Origin of the sequence: Catellatospora sp. NPDC049111, assembly GCF_040648615.1 — a bacterium.
Taxonomy (GTDB): Bacteria; Actinomycetota; Actinomycetes; order Mycobacteriales; family Micromonosporaceae; genus Catellatospora; species Catellatospora aurea.
The window spans coordinates 338,416-356,181 of record NZ_JBEZEB010000006.1 but is presented as its reverse complement, the minus strand read 5'-3'; the positions used below and the strand labels follow the sequence as shown (position 1 = coordinate 356,181).

General features: G+C 70.6%; 13 protein-coding genes. 9 read left to right on the top strand and 4 right to left on the bottom strand.

Annotated features, from left to right (window positions below):
* Window positions 1-398: 398 nt before the first annotated feature.
* Complete coding sequence (locus AB0B66_RS12180; RefSeq protein ID WP_360527123.1) at window positions 399-2,345, top strand: glycosyl hydrolase 53 family protein; 1,947 nt, start codon at window positions 399-401, stop codon at window positions 2,343-2,345.
* A gap of 312 nt (window positions 2,346-2,657) precedes the next feature.
* Entirely contained in the window at window positions 2,658-6,536 is a 3,879-nt protein-coding gene (locus tag AB0B66_RS12175) for a ThuA domain-containing protein (protein ID WP_360527120.1), read from the top strand.
* Between the two features lie 65 nt (window positions 6,537-6,601).
* On the opposite strand, the gene AB0B66_RS12170 is transcribed toward AB0B66_RS12175, so the two are convergent.
* The 3 genes from AB0B66_RS12170 to AB0B66_RS12160 all read right to left on the bottom strand — a co-directional run bounded on the left by AB0B66_RS12170 (window position 6,602) and on the right by AB0B66_RS12160 (window position 9,820).
* Entirely contained in the window at window positions 6,602-7,264 is a 663-nt protein-coding gene (locus AB0B66_RS12170; RefSeq protein WP_360527117.1) for a hypothetical protein, read from the bottom strand.
* Window positions 7,265-7,385: 121 nt separating this feature from the next.
* On the bottom strand, window positions 7,386-9,056 hold the full coding sequence (locus AB0B66_RS12165; RefSeq protein WP_360527114.1) for a copper resistance protein CopC: 1,671 nt from the start codon (window positions 9,054-9,056) through the stop codon (window positions 7,386-7,388).
* The gene (locus AB0B66_RS12160; protein WP_360527111.1) at window positions 9,053-9,820 is read right to left on the bottom strand and encodes a YcnI family protein; all 768 of its coding nucleotides are present in this window, start codon (window positions 9,818-9,820) and stop codon (window positions 9,053-9,055) included. The genes AB0B66_RS12165 and AB0B66_RS12160 overlap by 4 nt, the downstream gene beginning before the upstream one ends.
* Window positions 9,821-10,041: 221 nt before the next feature.
* Here AB0B66_RS12160 and AB0B66_RS12155 point away from each other — a divergent pair, with 221 nt between their 5' ends.
* A complete protein-coding gene (locus tag AB0B66_RS12155; protein WP_360527108.1) occupies window positions 10,042-10,266 on the top strand; it encodes a tautomerase family protein in 225 nt (74 codons plus the stop codon).
* A gap of 147 nt (window positions 10,267-10,413) precedes the next feature.
* Here AB0B66_RS12155 and AB0B66_RS12150 read toward each other — a convergent pair whose 3' ends face one another.
* Complete coding sequence (locus AB0B66_RS12150) at window positions 10,414-11,205, bottom strand: IclR family transcriptional regulator (RefSeq protein WP_360527101.1); 792 nt, start codon at window positions 11,203-11,205, stop codon at window positions 10,414-10,416.
* Between the two features lie 202 nt (window positions 11,206-11,407).
* Between AB0B66_RS12150 and kduI the strand changes: the two genes are divergently transcribed.
* From kduI to AB0B66_RS12120, 6 genes are all read left to right on the top strand, one after another.
* The gene (gene kduI / locus AB0B66_RS12145; protein WP_360527098.1) at window positions 11,408-12,187 is read left to right on the top strand and encodes a 5-dehydro-4-deoxy-D-glucuronate isomerase; all 780 of its coding nucleotides are present in this window, start codon (window positions 11,408-11,410) and stop codon (window positions 12,185-12,187) included.
* Window positions 12,184-12,963: a 2-dehydro-3-deoxy-D-gluconate 5-dehydrogenase KduD gene (gene kduD, locus AB0B66_RS12140; protein WP_360527095.1), complete on the top strand. Its 780-nt coding sequence runs from the start codon at window positions 12,184-12,186 to the stop codon at window positions 12,961-12,963. Before kduI ends, kduD begins: the two co-directional genes overlap by 4 nt.
* A gap of 136 nt (window positions 12,964-13,099) precedes the next feature.
* Entirely contained in the window at window positions 13,100-14,185 is a 1,086-nt protein-coding gene (locus tag AB0B66_RS12135) for a sugar ABC transporter substrate-binding protein (protein ID WP_360527092.1), read from the top strand.
* A complete protein-coding gene (locus tag AB0B66_RS12130) occupies window positions 14,182-15,180 on the top strand; it encodes an ABC transporter permease (RefSeq protein WP_360527089.1) in 999 nt (332 codons plus the stop codon). Before AB0B66_RS12135 ends, AB0B66_RS12130 begins: the two co-directional genes overlap by 4 nt.
* A complete protein-coding gene (locus AB0B66_RS12125) occupies window positions 15,177-16,730 on the top strand; it encodes a sugar ABC transporter ATP-binding protein (protein WP_360527086.1) in 1,554 nt (517 codons plus the stop codon). Before AB0B66_RS12130 ends, AB0B66_RS12125 begins: the two co-directional genes overlap by 4 nt.
* Window positions 16,727-17,722, top strand: coding sequence for an ABC transporter permease (locus tag AB0B66_RS12120; protein WP_360527083.1), 996 nt, complete (start codon window positions 16,727-16,729; stop codon window positions 17,720-17,722). The genes AB0B66_RS12125 and AB0B66_RS12120 overlap by 4 nt, the downstream gene beginning before the upstream one ends.
* Window positions 17,723-17,766: the final 44 nt, after the last annotated feature.

Below are 17,766 nucleotides of genomic sequence, written 5' to 3'. Positions count from 1 at the left end.
CGGCCGTGGGGGTACTCCACCCCCGCCCCGCCAAAATGGGGGGGGGGGGCCCCGGGGCCCCCTCCCCGCCCCACCCCCCCCCCCGCCGGGGGGGCCCCCCCCCCACCCGGCGGCGGCACCACCGGCATGTCCGGCCCCCGATGTCGGCAGCCAATGGCTCGTCAAGACTGTGAACGTGCACAGGAATTTCGGAGACGCACGCGTATCACCCGGCGAGAGGTCTGACCGCATCCTGCTCTGCCACAACCACTCCTCACCTGCACTTATCGACAAAGTGGACGATGCGGCGACGGCACGGTTGCCCCTTGACAGTCCCAAAGTCGCCGCTACTTTGAACTGGGAGCGTGCACAGAAGTCTTGTCGCCCGTGTTTCGAGCAGGTTGACCAGGAGGATTCATATGCGCGGTAAGCGCACCGTCCGTGCTCCTTTGGCGATCGTCGTGGCCACGGCCGTCACGCTCGCCGGTTCCGTCGTAGGCACCGCGGTGCCGGCGACGGCGGCGGCAGCGGCCGTCGCCACCACACCGGTCGAGAGCGACCTCGCCGCCAAGCCCTGGGTGTCAGCTGCGGCCGGCAGCGGATCGGCCACGGCTTCCCGCGCGATCGACGGGGACCTCGCCACCGCATGGGTGGCCAAGCGACAGCGGGCCGGGGAGTGGCTGACCCTCGACCTCGGCGGCGCCTACGACAACGTGCGCAAGGTCGAGGTCGTCTTCCCGGACAAGGGCGCCGTTTACCAGTACGTCGTCGACGCGTCCTCCGACGGGATCAGGTGGACGAGGGTCGTCGACCGCACCCGCGCCTGGGTGCCGGGCCGTGGCGCGGTGGACCTGCTCACCCGCCCCGGCACCGCCTACCTGCGCGTCACCATCACCCGCGCCTCGCCGGGCGCGAAGATCGGCGTCAGCGAGCTCTCGGCCTTCAACTACCTGCGCGACGACCTGGTCCTCGGCGCCGACCTGTCCTACGCCGACCAGAACACGGCCAGGGACGGCCTGACCTACCACGCCGGCGATTCCGCCCAGGCCGTCGATCTGCTGTCCTTCGCCAAGAACGCCGGCATGGAGTACGTCCGCCTGCGGGTCTTCAACGACCCGCGCGACGAGCGCACCCACGAATACCTCGACCCCGCCTACCAGGGCCCCGAGCGAACCGCGGCGGTCGCGACGTCGGTCAAGGACAAGGGCATGGGGCTCGGCATCGACCTGCACTACTCCGACCACTGGGCCGACCCGAGCAAGCAGGCCAAACCGACCGCATGGACCGGCCTGTCCTTCGCGGACCTCACCGCCGAGGTCTACGACTACACGCACGACTACCTCCAGACGCTGGTCGACCAGGGTGCCACGCCCGACAAGGTCGCCGTCGGCAACGAGCTCATCAACGGTTTCCTGTGGGGCAGCGAGAAGCCTCAGCCGTGGTTCGGCGATCCGGCCGACTGGTGCTACAGCTGCTATTTCAACAACGATCCCGCGTTCGTCGCCCAGCCGGGCGGCGGCCTGCTGTGGAACTACTTCGGCTCGTCGGATCCGGCTGAGCGGGCCGCGTACGACGCGGCGTGGGACCGGTTCACGACGCTGCAGGCCGCAGGCATCAAGGCCGTCCGTGACGTCTCCGCCGCCAACGGCCTTCACATCAACCTCGAGACCCACGTGATCATCGACAACGGCAGGCTCGACCGGACGCTGGAGTTCTGGAACCAGTTCCTCACCCGGCTGAAGGCCAAGGGCCAGGACATCGACGTGATCGCGCACTCCTACTACCCGCAGTGGCACGGCACGGCGGAGAACTACGAGGCCAACCTGCACGCGGTCGCCGCGGCACACCCGGGTTACCAGTTGGAGATCGCCGAGACCTCGCACCCGGCCAACGACTGGGACGGGGTGCCGGTGCCGAACTCGCCGTACCCGAAGACCGCGCAGGGCCAGGCCGACGCGTACCAGCGGGTCTTCCAGATCGCCAACGACCTGCCGGACAACCGCGGCGTCGGAGTGCTCGTCTGGGAGCCGGTCAACTGGCAGGAGATGGTCGACTGGGGCAACTCCAGCTGGCCGGTCCTGAAGGTCTTCCCGTCGGTCGACGTCTACCGCGAGAGCGACGCCGAGCATGTGCTCCAGGACACGGTCTACGTCGCGACGCCGGTCCGGCGCGCACCTCGTCTGCCGGCGGCGGTCAAGGTGCTGACGACGGCTGACGGCTCGATCGCGCCCGTCACCGTCACCTGGGACGCAGTCCCGAACCGCGCCACCAGCGCACCAAGGGAGTTCGTCGTGAACGGCATGACCGCGTTCGGACCGGTGACCGCCGTCGTGGACGTGGTGAGACACCTGGCCCCGGCGCACTGACCTGTACCGGTGCGGACCACTTCGGCCTCTGCGGCGGGCCGTGGAGCCGAGGTGGTCCCCGAGGCCCTGCCTCGGCCGGAACTCCACGGTGGACGGTCGGCACGGGAAGAGCCTTCACAACGGCGGGGGAGTCTGCTTAACTGTCTCCACCTCGGCCGGAGAGCGCTCTCCCGTGCGGCCGGGGTAGAAGGAGGTGAATGCTCGCACGCTCCACTGAGGCCCACCGTGTCACGGTGCGGCTGACAGCCCACCGACAGACGTGATCGGCGCACGTCTTCATTGTTCTCTCTACCGGAGAGGTGCATACCGATCATGTTCCTTCGCAGAGTGCTGCTCTGTGCCGCCGTCGTGCTGGCCGGGGTCGGCTTCAACGTCCCCCCTGCGCAGGCCGCTCCCGACTTCTCAGTGCTGATCTTCAGTAAGACGGCAGGGTTCCGGCACGACTCGATCCCGGTGGGCATCACCGCGATCCAGCAGCTCGGCACCGCCAACAACTTCGCCGTCGAGGCGACCGAGGACGCCACCCAGATCAACGACACCAACCTGGCCCGGTTCAAAGCCGTGATCTGGCTGTCCACCACCGGCGACGTGCTCGACGCCACCCAGCAGGCCGCGTTCGAGCGCTACGTGCGCGCGGGCGGCGGGTACGTCGGCGTGCACGCCGCGTCCGACACCGAGTACGACTGGGCCTGGTACGGCAGCCTGGTCGGCGCGTACTTCGCCAGCCACCCGGCGATCCAGCCGGTCACGGTGCGCGTCGAGGACACGGCCCACCCGTCCACCGCCGGCCTGCCGGCGAACTGGAACCGCACCGACGAGCTCTACAACTACCGCACCAACCCGCGCGCGTCGGTGCACGTGCTGGCCAACCTGGACGAGTCCACCTACACCGGTGGCAGCATGGGCGCCGACCACCCGATCTCGTGGTGCCGCGCCTACGACGGCGGCCGCTCCTGGTACACCGGCCTCGGCCACACCCAGGAGAGCTTCAACGAGGCCAACTTCCGCACCCACCTGCTCGGCGGCATCCGGTACGCGGCCCAGGGCACCGGCAGCTGCACGGTCGGGACCCCGCCCGTCGGCACGTTCAGCCAGGTGACGCTGGCCAAGGGCGTCGCCGAGACCGGCGAGCCGATGGGCCTGACGGTGCTGCCGAACCGGGGTGTGCTGCACACCTCCCGCGACGGCGTCGTCCGGTACACCGACGTCAACGGCAACACCAAGGTCGCGATGACCCTGCAGGTGTACACCCACGACGAGGAGGGCCTGCAGAGCATCAAGGCCGACCCGAACTTCGCCGCCAACCGGTGGGTGTACCTCTACTACGCGCCGCCGCTGAGCACCCCCGGCGGCGACGCCCCGGCGACCGGCACGGCGGCGCAGTTCGCCCCGTTCAACGGCTCCAACAAGCTGGCCCGGTTCACCGTCCGCGACGACAACACGATCGACCCGGCGTCGCAGGTCACGATCCTCGATGTGCCGACCAGCCGCGGGCAGTGCTGCCACGTCGGCGGCGACATCGACTTCGACGCGGCCGGCAACCTGTACCTGTCCACCGGCGACGACACCAACCCGTTCGACTCGGGCGGCTCCGCGCCGATCGACGAGCGCGCCGACCGCAACCCGGCCTTCGACGCGCAGCGCACCGCGAGCAACAGCAACGACCTGCGCGGCAAGGTGCTGCGGATCAAGCCGGGAGCGACCGGCGGCTACACCATCCCGGCCGGCAACATGTTCGCGCCGGGCACGCCCAATACCAGGCCCGAGGTGTACGCCATGGGCTTCCGCAACCCGTTCCGGATGAGCGTGGACAAGGCCACCGGGGTCGTCTACCTCGGTGACTACGGCCCCGACGGCGGCGCCGACCCGAACCGCGGCCCGGCGGGCACCGTGTCGTTCGAGCGGATCACCCAGCCCGGCAACTTCGGCTGGCCGTACTGCTCGAACTACAACACCCCGTACCACGAGTACACGTTCCCCAGTGGCCCGTCGACCGGCCTGTTCAACTGCGCCGGCGGTCCGACGAACAACTCGCGCAACAACACGGGCATCACCACCCTGCCCCCGTCGCAGGCGGCGTGGCTGCCGTACGGCGGGGCGGGTCCCTGGCGGCCCGAGCTGGGCGGCGGCGGCCCGATGGGCGGTCCGGTCTACCAGTTCAACCCGGCGCTGGTCTCGGACGTGAAGTGGCCGGCCTCGTACAACGGCAAGGTCATGCTCGGCGAGTTCACCAGCCGCTGGATCAAGGCGGCGACGATCAACGCCAACGGCACGGCCGGCGCGATCGACTCCGTGCCGTGGTCCGGCACCGCGATCATGGACATGGAGTTCGGGCCGGACGGCGCCCTGTACGTGCTCGACTACGGCACGACCTGGTTCGGCGGCGACGCCAACTCGGCCGTCTACCGCATCGAGTACAACAGCGGCGGCAACCGGGCGCCGATCGCCCAGGCGTCGGCGAACCCGTCCACCGGGGCCGCGCCGCTCACCGTGCAGTTCAGCTCGGCGGGCAGCAACGACCCGGACGGCGACGCCATCACCTACGCCTGGGACTTCACCAGCAACGGCAGCACCGACTCGACCGCGGCCAACCCGACGTTCACCTACGCGGCCAACGGCGAGTACACCGCGACGCTGACGGTGCGCGACACCGGCGGCAGGATCTCGACGGCGAGCATAGTCGTCGGCGTCGGCCGGCCCGGAATCCAGATCATCGTGCCCGGCAACGGCACGGTGTTCCAGTTCGGCGACCTGGTGCCCTACGAGATCCGGGTCACCGACCCGAACGTCGGCACCGTCGACTGCAACCGGGTCGTGCTCAACTACGTCCTCGGCCACGACAGCCACGGACACCCCATCACCAGCAAGACCGGCTGCACCGGCTCGATCCAGACCACGGTCGACGGTGAGCACGACGCGGCCGCGAACATCTTCGGGGTGCTCGCCGCGGTCTACACCCCGCCGACCGGCGTCGCCGTCCAGGCCCAGCACCAGCTGCAGCCCAGGACCCGGCAGGCCGAGCACTACAGCACCATGAACGGTGTCACGATCGCCGCCAAGGCGAGCGCCCACGGCGGCAACGCCGTCGGCTACATCGAGAACGGCGACTGGATCTCGTTCACGCCGTACAACCTGACCGGCGTCACCGGGTTCAAGGCGCGGGTCGCCTCGGCCGGGGTCGGCGGCACGCTGACCGTGCGGGCCGGCTCGCCGACCGGCACGGTCGTGTCCACGGTGGCGGTCGCCCCGACCGGCAGCTGGGAGACCTGGGTCGACGTCACCGGCACGGTGACCGTGCCGAGCGGAACCCAGCAGCTGTACCTGGTGTTCACCGGCGCGGCCACCGGCTCGCTGTTCGACATCGACGACTTCACGTTCACCGCCGGCGGCACCCAGCCGCCGACCGGCACGAACCTGGCGTTGAACCGTCCGGCGACGGCGTCGAGTGTCGAGGGCGCCTACACGGCGGCGGCGGCGGTGGACGGTTCGCTGACCACCCGCTGGGGCAGCGCGTTCGCCGATCCGCAGTGGATCCAGGTGGACCTGGGTCAGTCGTACGCGATCAGCCGGGTGAAGCTGACCTGGGAGGCGGCGTACGGTTCGGCGTACCAGATCCAGACCTCGACCGACGGCACGACCTGGACGACGGCGCGTTCGGTCACCGGCGGTGACGGTGGCGTCGACGACAACACCGGGCTCACCGCCACCGGCCGGTACGTGCGGATCAACGGCACGGCCCGGGGCACCGCGTGGGGCTACTCGCTGTTCGAGTTCGAGGTCTACGGCGACAGCGGCCCGCCGCCGACGACGACCAACCTCGCCCTGAACAAGCCCGCCACCGCATCCAGCGTGGAAGGCGCGTTCGTGGCCACGGCGGCGGTGGACGGTTCGCTGACCACCCGGTGGGGCAGCGCGTTCGCCGATCCGCAGTGGATCCAGGTGGACCTGGGTCAGTCGTACGCGATCAGCCGGGTGAAGCTGACCTGGGAGGCGGCGTACGGTTCGGCGTACCAGATCCAGACCTCGGCCAACGGCACGACCTGGACCACGGTGCGCTCGGTGACCGGCGGCAACGGCGGCGTCGACGACAACACGGCGCTCGGGGCCACCGGCCGGTACGTGCGGATCAACGGCACGGCCCGCGGCACCGCGTGGGGCTACTCGCTGTTCGAGTTCGAGGTCTACAGCTGACCGCCTAGCCGGTTGGACGTGGAGGCCCGCTCAGGTCCTCCACGTCCAACCGGCAGTACCACGTTTCACTTGCCGGTGCCCTCCGGCAGCCCGTCGCCGGCCATCAGCCCGTCGACGCCGGTGGTGTTCAGGTAGACGTGCTGGTGGCCGTTTCCCGCATCGACGTTGATCTGGTCGAGCTGCGTCGCCGCCACCGACCAGGCCGCCACCGCCAGCTCACGCTGCCGCCCCGCCGCCGCCACCACCGGCGCGCGCGACGACTCGGGCAGGGACTGCGCCGCGGCCAGCGTGTCCACCGCGGCGGCCAGCTGCTCGACCGCGTTGCGCAGCGAACCCCGGGCGACGTTGGTGGCCGTCGTACCCGACACGGTCGTGGCATACCAGGCGAGCTCCGGCCCCATCGCCTGCTTCCACTGCGCGAGCTGCTTGCCGTCGACCTTGCCGGGATCGGCGAGCCCTTCGACGATCGGCGTGATCACCCCGGCGGTGGCCCGCGCGCGGGTGGTCAGCTCGCCGATCTGCGTCTTGTCCCGGCTGGCCTCCTGCTCCCGCAGTTGCTGCACCGCGCTGTCCGCGGCCCCTGGCGCGGCGGTCTGCGTCCCGATCAATACCCCGACCAGCACCGCTACGGCCAACCCGGCCAGGATCCGCAGCGCCTGTGCGGCCGTGCGGGCCGGCGGCGACCCAGCGGGCCTGGTGTAGGACGGCTTACCGGTCTTACGTGACATCGGACGCTCCTTGGCGAAGGCAGGACAGGTCACCGATCGTCGCCGCACGATCATCCGCGACGACAGTAGCGACGGCGATCGGCCGGCGTCCATACCCGATCGCCGTCCCGGTGGGCCGGGGTCATCCTCGGACGACGAACTCCAGCTCACCCACCGGGTTGGCGAACTGGCTGACCCGCAGCGACACCTGCATCCGCCACGTCCCGGCCACCGGGAGCATGACCTGCGCCGTGTAGAAGCCCGCCGACACCTGGGTCAGCGGGATGTCGCCGAGTGCCGCCCCGTCCGAGGTCAGCCGGACCACCGGCGGTGCGACACCCTCGGTGGGTTCACCGGCCGCCGTGCTCAGCCGCAGGGTGATGGTGTTGGAACCGCGGGTCAGCGGGGTGAGCGAGGCCCGCACCGTGATGTCGCCCAGGGTCGTCGTATGGCTGTCCGGATTGGCCTGCGACGCGCTCGCCGGCCGGGTGTCGCGCTCGGGGCTGGTGTCCACGAGGAAGCCGGTGACGATCAGGGCGACGGCGAGGATCGCGCCCTCGATCGCGGTGGCGCGCACCACCGGCCGGGAGTGTTCCTGCCGGCCGGTCCTGTTCGCTGCCCGCTGCAGGCGTGGCAGCAGCTTCCACCTGTTCCACGCCGCGATGGCGACAGCCGCCAGCACGATGGCGATCTTCGCCAGCACCAGCCGGCCGTAGCCGGTGTCGACCAGACCGGTCCAGGACCCGAGGATCCGCCAGGCGAGCAGCGAGCCGGTGGCGACCAGGGCCGCCAGGACGCCGGCGGCGGCGGTGGAGAACCGGGCGAGCGTCTCGGCCGCGGCGGTGCCGTGACCGGACAGGGCCGGCAGGGTCAGGGCCAGGCCGGCGAGTCCGCCGAGCCAGATGCCGCCCGCGAGCAGGTGCAGCGCGTCCGCGCCGATGACGAGAAGTTCGGGGCTCGCCGCGCGGGTGTGTCCGACCAGCGCGGGGGCGGTGACCGCGAGCGCTGCGGCCGCCGCCGCGGTGAGCCGTCGCCGTCGCGATGCCGACGCGGGACCGAGCAGGGCCGCGGCCAGTGCCAGTCCACCGACGACGGTCGCGGCGACCGCGTACTCCGTCGGCGGCAGGGAGGACCACGTCGCTGCCTCGCCGAGCAGCGCCGGCCCTCCGCCGAGCAGGTAGACCGCGGTGATCGGCAACGTGGCGAGCCAGGCCGTGGCGGCGACGGCCGCTGCCGTGCGCGCGAGGGCGGCCAGGCGGCGTCGTGGGCGATCGACGCCGTCGGCGGGCAGGAACAGGGCGGCGAACACGACGAGCCCGGTGGCGAGCAGCAGGCCGGCGTAGCCCACGACGCGGACCAGGGTCAGCGTCCAGGGGACCTCCGGGATGCTGTTCTGGTCGCTGGGCGGGGGAGTGGTGACGGGGCTGGGCGCGCCGACGGAGAAGGTGAGCGCGCCGCTGATGGGATGCCCGTCGTCGGAGACGACCCGCCAGGTGATCACCGTTGTGCCGTTGCCCAGGGGTGCCGCCAGCGCGACTGCGAGCTCGCTGCCCTCGACGGTCGGCGTCGCGGCCACCGGCTCGCCCTGCGGGCCGAAGACCTGGACACCGCCCGGGACGCCGCGTACGGCCTCGTCGAACGTGAACAGGATCCGGTCGGGCGAGGTCTGCAGCACCGCGCCCTCGGCCGGGTCGGTGCTGGTGAGATTCGCGTGCGCGTACGCCGGCCGGGGGAGTCCGAGCAGGATCGCGGGTACGAAGACCAGGATCAGCAGCGCCGTCGCCCGGCCGCGTCGCGTCCGCCGGTCGATCATGCCTGGCGGCGCGGTCGGACGAGCGCCAGGCCGCCGAGGACCGAGCCGAGGAGGCCGGCCGCCAGGGCGGCGATCGTCAGCACGCGGTCGGTTCCCGGCGCGGGCGCCGTGGCGGAGGCGTGGGTGGCGTGCGGGTCGGTGCTCAGGTGGTGGCCCGTGCCCGCAGCGGGCTCGGAGGTGATGAAGCTCGGGGCGGGCAGCTGGAGTTCCTCGGCGTTCCGCCCGTCCTGTGCGACCTCGATCCAGGCTGATTCGCCCTGCTCGCAGGTCTGGATGGTCGGGAAGACGAGCTTGGTTCCGTTGGCTTCGGGGAGTTGGACCGTGAGCTCGAAGACCTCGCGGTAGCCGTCAGGGAGCGGGGACTGGGTGCTGAAGGTGACCGAGGCGACCCGTTGCGTGATCTTGTTGCCGTGGGCGTCGACGGCGGGCGGGTCGACCGTTTCGGTCTGCTTGGCGACCGTCCACAGTGCCGTCCGGGTGGGGGTCACCGAGGTGATCTCCGCCGGAATCTGGATTGTGATCTTGGTGGTGGGTGAGTCTCCGCAGCCGTGCCCGACGCTGAACTGCAGCACGGCGTGAGCGCCGGCCGCGGTCGTGGACGGGGTGACGGTGACGTGCGCGCTCGCCGGGGACGCGAAACCGAACGCGCCGACGATCAGCGCGACAGCACCGGTCTGCACGAGGTGCCGTGCCCGTGTCCGAGCCGGACGGCGGTCGTGCCGGTCGGCCCGGGGCCGGTCGGATCCGATGTCATTGCGCCGCATGTCGCATCCTCGCGCCGGTGGGACGAGTCGGCTCGCCGGTGTCGATCCGTGCGCGGTCCGCCGAGTGGGGTCGCATGATTCGACCAACAGGCCGAACCGATGTCAAGTATGTGAACTTCGCGCGGAGGGCTCCGTTGCGCTGTCCAGGGCAGCCCGGTAGCGTTCGTTCACGTCAGTGAACTGAAGTCCGTATGATGGACAGCCGGCAAAGGAGGGGCACCATGCCCAACATCACCGTCGAACTGCTCGCGGGCCGGTCCTTGGAGCAGCGCAGGGCCTTCGCCCGGGCCGTGACCGACAGTGCCGTCGAGATCCTCGGAGCCCGTGAGCAGGACGTTCGGATGGTGTTCACCGAGATCACCGCGGATGTCGTGGCCAACGGAGGCGTGCTGGCCAGTGAGGACGCCAGCCGTGCCGGGGTGGTGGCCGCGCTCGCCAAGGACTGAGGTCGCTGTTCGGGCGCGCAAGTCGATGGGCCGCACCGGCTCAGCCTGGCTGGTCGAGGGTCCATGCGGGTGTGGAAAAGGGGCCGACCTGTGGTCGGCCCCTTTTCTCCGTTCGAGCCGCGGCCTCGGCGGCCGGCACGTGGCGGGTCAGCGCGCCAGCCGGTTGTCGCGCATCGCGGACAGTCGCGCCTTCACGCTCAGCAGGGTCTCGATGATGAGGTCCTCCCGGCCCTGCTTGAGGCGGCTGATCGGGACGGCGACGCTCAGCGCGTCGACCGAGCGGCGGGAGAACGGCAGCGCGACGCCGAAGCAGCGCACGCCCAGGCAGGACTCCTCGCTCTCCTCGGCGTAGCCGACCTGGGCGGCCTTGTCGATGATCGCCAGCAGGGCGTCGCGGTCCGTGATCGTCTGGGCGGTGATGGCCTTGATCTGGTGGGGCACGAGGGTGGCGCGGACGTCCTCGGGCATCTCGGCGAGCATCGCCCGGCCCAGGGCCGTGCTGTAGACGGGAAGGCGCCGGCCGACGGCCGAGTACATCCGCAGCGGGTACTTGGACTCGCGCTTGGCGGTGTAGATGATCTCCGCGCCTTCCAGGCGGCCCAGGTGCACCGTCTCCTCGGTGGCCGCCGCGATCTCGTCCATGACGGCGCTGGCGCGCGACAGCACCGGGTCGCCGTCGATGTAGGCGGAGCTGACCGTCAGCGTGTGCACGCCGAGCCGGTAGATGCTGCCGGTCTGGTCGGTGTCGAGCCAGCCGCGGGCGCACATGGTGCGCAGCAGCGCGTGCAGGCTGCTCTTCGGGATGCCGAGGCGCGTGGCCAGCTGCAACTGGGTGCCGGGGCCGTTGGCGGCTATGTCGTCCAGGACGTCGAGGACACGCGCGGCGGACTTCACCTGCGAGTTGGCGGAGCTGCTGTTGGCCGTTCTGTCCGCGTCCACCGACGCCTCCTCATCAATCAACCGTGGTGCAGGCACTACGCGTACCACACTAAACCACAGTTCACATAGAGGGACTGACTTCGGCCCCTTGACCCGTGATCGGAACCACAGGTATCGTCGCGCTCAGTTCACATAGCGGAACCGGGTTCACAAACGAGGAGAAGTTTTGATCGAGGTAAGGCACTCTGCATCGCCGTTCAGCGTGGAGACGGCAACGAATGCGGACCTGCGAAAGAACTTTCTCGTCGAGAGCCTGTTCCGCACCGGCGAGGTGCGCGGGGTCTACACCCACGACGACCGGCTGGTCGTCGGCGGAGCGGTGCCCGGCGCCGGACAGCTTGCGCTGCCGGCCTGGGACGTGCTCGGCGCGACCACGCACCTGGCCCGCCGCGAGCTGGGCATCGTCAACGTCGGCCAGGCCGGGCACGTGCTCGTCAACGACGAGAAGTTCGAGCTGCGCCACCTGGACGGGCTGTTCGTCGGCCGGGGCAACGAGGTCGTGTTCGCCGGCGAGGACGCCGCGTTCTACTTCGTCTCCGCCCCGGCGCACGCGACCTACCCCACCGCCCTGCTGAGCCACGCGGCGATCGAGCCGGTCAAGCTCGGCACGCCGCAGGGCGCGAGCGAGCGCAGCCTCTACCGCTACGCCTGGGGCCAGGAGCTGCAGACCTCGGTGCTCCAGTTCGGCGTGACCGTCATCGCCGACGGCTCGGTCTGGAACACCTTCCCGCCGCACCTGCACGACCGGCGCACCGAGGTCTACATGTACGTCGACCTCGACGAGAAGGACCGGATCTTCCACCTGATGGGCCAGCCCGGCGCGGCACGCCACCTGGTCGTGCGCGACCGCGAGGCCGTCATCTCCCCGCCGTGGTCGATCCACTCGGGTGTCGGCACCGGCTCCTACGCCTTCATCTGGGCCATGGGCGGCGAGAACAACGACTACACCGACCTGCAGCCGGTAGCGCTGGAGGACCTGTGACCGCCCAGCCCGCCGGGCAACTCCGTTCGCCGTTCGACCTGACCGGCCGCTGCGCCGTGGTGACCGGCGCGGGCCGCGGCCTGGGACAGGCCATCGCCGTCGGGCTCGCCCAGGCGGGCGCCGACCTGGTCCTGCTGGGCAGGCCGGGCAGCCAGTCGGCCACCCGGGACCGGCTGTCCGTCTTCGGCGCCAAGGTGGAGACCGTCGACCTCGACGTCAGCGACCACGACGCCGTCGAGCGGGTCGCCGCGCAGGTGAACAGCGACCGCCAGGTCGACATCCTGGTCAACAACGCCGGGATCATCGACCGGGCGGACTCGGTGGACGTGAGCCGCCAGTCGTGGAACCGCGTGGTGGACGTGAACCTCAACGCCCTGTTCCTGCTCTGCCAGCAGTTCGGGGGCCCGATGACCGAACGCGGGCACGGCAAGATCGTCAACGTGGCCAGCCTGCTGTCCTTCCAGGGCGGGCTGCGCGTGGCGGCGTACGCCGCCAGCAAGCACGGCGTCGCCGGCGTCACCAAGGCCCTGGCCAACGAGTGGGCTCCGCTCGGCGTCCAGGTCAACGCCATCGCGCCGGGCTACATGAACACCGACAACACGACCGCGCTGCGGGCTGACCCGGACCGCTCCCGGGCCATCCTCGAGCGCATCCCGGCGGGCCGCTGGGGAGACGCCTCCGACATCGCCGGAGCCGCCGTCTTCCTGAGTTCCGCCGCGGCCGACTACGTCAACGGCCATGTCCTGGTCGTCGACGGAGGCTGGATGGCCCGCTGACTCTGGCCTCCAGCGCACCAAAACCGCACCATACAACGACACTGTCGCCACCAAGCCCACCCGGCGGCAGCTTTCGCTCTCTGTTTGTGCCACCCACCGCCGGATCCTCCGGCACTGAAGAGATCGAGGACAATCCGTGAAGATCGCGTTCCGTCCCACCGCAGTTTTATTGACCTTGTCCCTGGCAGCCGCCGGCCTGGCCGCCTGCAGCGAGGCCCCGGCCGGGGAGAACGGCCCCGCCGGCGCGGGCGCCTGCAAGCCGGCCGACGTCAAGCTGGTCGGCCAGGTCCGCAACGAGTCCAACCCCTACGAAGCCTCGTGGCTGGCCGGCGGTGACGCCTTCGCCAAGACCGTCGGCCTCACCCAGCAGCGCCTCACCTACGGCGGTGACTCCACCAAGCAGCAGGAGCAGATCAGCCAGCTGCTCGCCGGGGACACCAAGTGCCTGGTCATGAACGTGCTCCCCAACGGCGACTCGGACACCGCGCCGATCGTCAAGGGCGCCGACAAGGCCGGCGCGTTCCTCGTCACCCAGTGGAACAAGCCGGCCGACCTGAAGCCGGCCGACTACCAGACGTGGATCAGCCACATCACCTACAACGGTGTGGAGTCCGGCAAGCAGATCGGTGACGCGCTGGCCAAGTCGATCGGCGGCTCGGGCGGCATCATCGCGCTGCAGGGCGTCCTGGACACCGCGGCGGCCAAGGACCGGTTCGCCGGCCTGCAGGAGTCGCTCAAGGCGAACTCCGGTGTCCAGCTGCTCGACCAGCAGACCGCCAACTTCTCGCGTGCCGAGGCGCTGACGGTCACCAAGACGCTGCTGACCAAGCACGGCGACAAGGTCAAGGGCATCTGGGCCGCCAACGACGACATGGCGCTCGGCGCCCTGGAGGCACTGCAGCAGGCGGGCAAGGCCGGCAAGGTGGCCGTCGTCGGCATCGACGCCGTGCCCGACGCCGTCACGGCGGTCCAGAACGGCTCCATGACCGCCACGGTGTCCAGCGACGGCACCTGGCAGGGCGGCATCGGCCTGGCGATCGGCTTCTGCGTCGCCACCGGCAAGCTGCAGGTCAAGGACATCGCGGCCGACAACCGGGCGTTCTTCGCCGAGCAGTTCCTCATCACCAAGGACAACGCCGCCGACTTCGCCCAGCCGAAGACGAACCCGTCGGACTTCGACTGCGCCAACGTCTTCAAGCGTGTGGCCGGGCCCCTGAAGTGACGGTCACATCCGGGACCGCCGCGTCTCGCCGGATCTTCCGGCGGGGCGCGGCGTTTCGAGACGCCGGGCCTCCGGTCGCGCTGGTCGTCCTCTTCCTGATCTTCGCGGCCCTGAGCCCGCAGTTCCGCAGCATCGAGAACGTCCAGAACATCGTGGACGCCGCCGCGGTGCTCGCCGTGGTCACCTGCGGCATCACGTTCGTGCTGATGATGGGGTCCATCGACCTGTCGGCCGCCGGCGTGATGGGCGCTTCCGCCCTGACCGTGTCGCTGCTGGTGGCCAACAACCGCAACGACAACGACCTCGGGCTGCTCGGGATCGCGGTCGCGGTCGTACTGGGCTGCGCGTTCGGCTGCCTGAGCGGGCTCGCGCTGGTGCTGCTGAAGGTGCCCTCGTTCATGGCCACGCTCGGGGTGTCGGCCATCGGGCTCGGCGTCGCGACTCTCCTGTTCGCCGGCGTCCAGCCCAACATCACCGACACCATGCTCAAGAGCTGGGCGATCGAGCGCTTCCTGGGATTGTCGTACCTCACCTGGATCGCCGCCGCGTGCATCCTGGTCGGCTGGCTCATCCAGCGCTACACCAGGCTCGGCCGGTACGCCTTCGCGATCGGCGGCGCCGAGGAGGTGCTCACGCTGTCGGGCGTGAAGGTGAAGCCGTACAAGGTCGCGGTGTTCGCCCTGGCCGGGGCCTTCTACGGGCTGGGTGGGGTCATGGTGACCAGCCAGCTCGGCGCAGGTCTCGTCCAGGCCGGCAACGGATACGACTTCTCGGCGATCACCGCCGCCGTCGTCGGCGGCACCCTGCTCACCGGGGGCCGGGGCGGCGTCCTGCACTCCGCGGTGGGCGTCGTGCTGGTCATGGTGCTCACGAACGGTCTCGTGCAGATCGGCGTCAGCCCGTACTGGCAGGGCGGGGTCGAGGGCCTCATCGTCGTGGCCGCGGTCGCCGCCGCGGTCATCCCCCAGCGTCGCAGAAACCAGGTGGTCAAGTGAGCGGCCCAGCCGAACGGGAGCCCACCACGTCCGCGCCGGTGCCGGCGCTGGAGGTCCGCGGCCTCGTCAAGCACTACCCGGGCGTGAAGGCGCTCGACGGCGTCGACCTGGTCGTCCATCAGCACGAGGTCCTGGGCCTGGCCGGCGAGAACGGCGCGGGCAAGTCCACGCTGCTCAAAGCGCTGGTCGGCCTGGTCACCCCCGACGCCGGCGAGATCTACGTCCGCGGCGAGGCCGTCAAGCTGCGCAGCGTCGTCGACGCCGCCGACCACGGCATCGGGATGGTGTTCCAGGAGCAGTCGCTGGTGCCCAACCTGACTGCGGCGGAGAACATCCTGCTCGGCGGGGAAGGGGGCGCGGTCCGGCGCGGTGTCTACCGCTGGGACGTCATGCGCCGCCTGGCCCAGGAGCAGCTCGACAAGATCGGCTCGAAGATCGACCCGCTGGCCCGCACCGACTCGCTGTCCTTCGCCGACCGGCAGATGGTCGAGATCGCGAAGGTACTGCGCATCGAGCAGCGCAGCCAGCACCCGCCGGTCATCATCCTGGACGAACCGACCTCGGTCCTGGAGTCCAAGGAGATCGAAACCCTGTTCGCGCAGATCCGCCGGCTGCGCGAGTTCGCCTCGGTCGTGTTCGTCTCGCACCGTCTCGACGAGGTGCTCGACGTGTGCGACCGGGTGGCGGTGCTGCGCAACGGCCAGTCGGTCGGCGAGGTCGCCACGGCCGGGGCCGTCCCGCGCGAGCTGCACCGGATGATGATCGGCTCCACCGGGTCCGACGACCACTACCACGAGAACGCCGCCACGGCGGTCGAGGCCGAGCGGCCGCGGCTGTCCGTGCGCGGCCTGTCGGGCCAGACCTTCCACGACATCGACCTCGACGTCGCGGCAGGCGAGATCGTGGCGATCGTCGGCGTGCACGGATCCGGCCGGGAGGACGTCTGCCGCGCCCTGTTCGGCGCGGAGCCGACGACCGGGGGCGAGATCCGGATGGACGGCAAGAAGATCAGCCTGCCGAACACCCGTGCCGCGTGCGCCGCCGGCATCGGCTACGTGCCGGCCGAACGCAAGACGGAAGGCATGGTCGGCCCGATGTCGGTGGCCGACAACATGACCCTGACCAAGCAGAAGGCGCGCTGCTCGGGCCCGTTCGTGGCACCCGGGAAACAGGCCGGACTGGTGGACCGCTGGATCGAGCGGCTGTCCATCCGCACGCCGGGCCGTGACACCCCCATCCAGCGGCTGTCCGGCGGCAACCAGCAGAAGGTGGTCCTGGCCCGCTGGCTGGTCGGCGGCGACATCCGGCTGCTGTTGCTGGACCACCCGACGCGCGGCCTGGACATCGGCGCCCGCTCGGAGGTCTACCGCCTGATGCGCGAGCTCGCGGCGAACGGGGTCGCCACCGTGCTGCTGGCCGACAGCCTCGAGGAGGCCATCGGCATGGCCGACCGCATCCTGGTCATGAACGACGGCCGGGTGGTGGCCGAGGTCGCCTGCCCCAACGGCGGCAAGCCGAGCCCTCTGGACCTCGTGAAAGAGATGGTATGAGCACTCCCGTCGCCGTGCAGCCGGTCGCCGAACCCGCGACCGGCAAGACCGGCCCCCGCCCAGCGCAGCGACTCACCGGGTTCATGCCGCTCATCGCCCTGGTGGCGCTGGTGGCCGCACTCGCCGTCGCGGACCCGGACTTCCTGACCGCGCGGAGCCTGACCGCGGTGGCGCGGACCGCCGCGCCGCTCATCGTGCTCGCCGCGGGGGCGACGCTCATCGTCCTGTGCGGTGGCATCGATCTGTCCATCGCGGCACTGGCCTCGCTGACCACCGTCCTGCTGGCCCTCTGGCTGCCGGCCCTAGGCGGCCTGGCCACCCCGGTCGTCATCGCCGTCGCGGCGGCGATCGGCGCGGTGCAGGGACTGGCGCACGTGCTGCTGCGGATCCCGTCGTTCATCGTCACGCTGGGCGGGATGAGCATCCTGTCCGCGGTCGCCCTCGTCGTCTCCGGCGCCGGCACCGTGCGGGTGGTCGACGACACCCCGGTCGCGTGGCTCGAGCTCTACCTCGGCGGCTACGTGCCGATGTCAGCCGCGATGGCGCTGCTCGTCGTGGCCCTGATCGCCGCCGTCCTGAAGGCGACCCCGCTGCAGAGCTGGATCTCGGCCACCGGCTACTCCGAGTCGGCCGCGCGGCTCGCCGGAACGCCCGTCGACCTGGTCAAGATCGGCGCGTTCTGCGTCTCCGGCGCGTGCGCCGGGTTCGCCGCGGTCATGCTGGTCTCCCGCCAGTACAGCGGGGGCCCGACCATGGCCGACAACCTGCTGCTGCCGGCGGTCGCGGCGATCGTCGTCGGCGGCACCGCCATCACCGGCGGCCACGGCAGCCTCTGGCGGAGCCTCGCCGGAGCGCTCGTCGTGACGCTGCTGCGGGTCGGCCTGCCGATCGTCGGCGTGCCGTCCGCCTACGAGCAGATCCTGTACGGCGTCATCATCGTCGTCGCCGTCGCACTCACCCTCGACTGGTCGAAAGTGTCGATCATCAAGTAACCGATGCCGCTCCGGTGTCACGACCACGGTATTCGCACATAGGG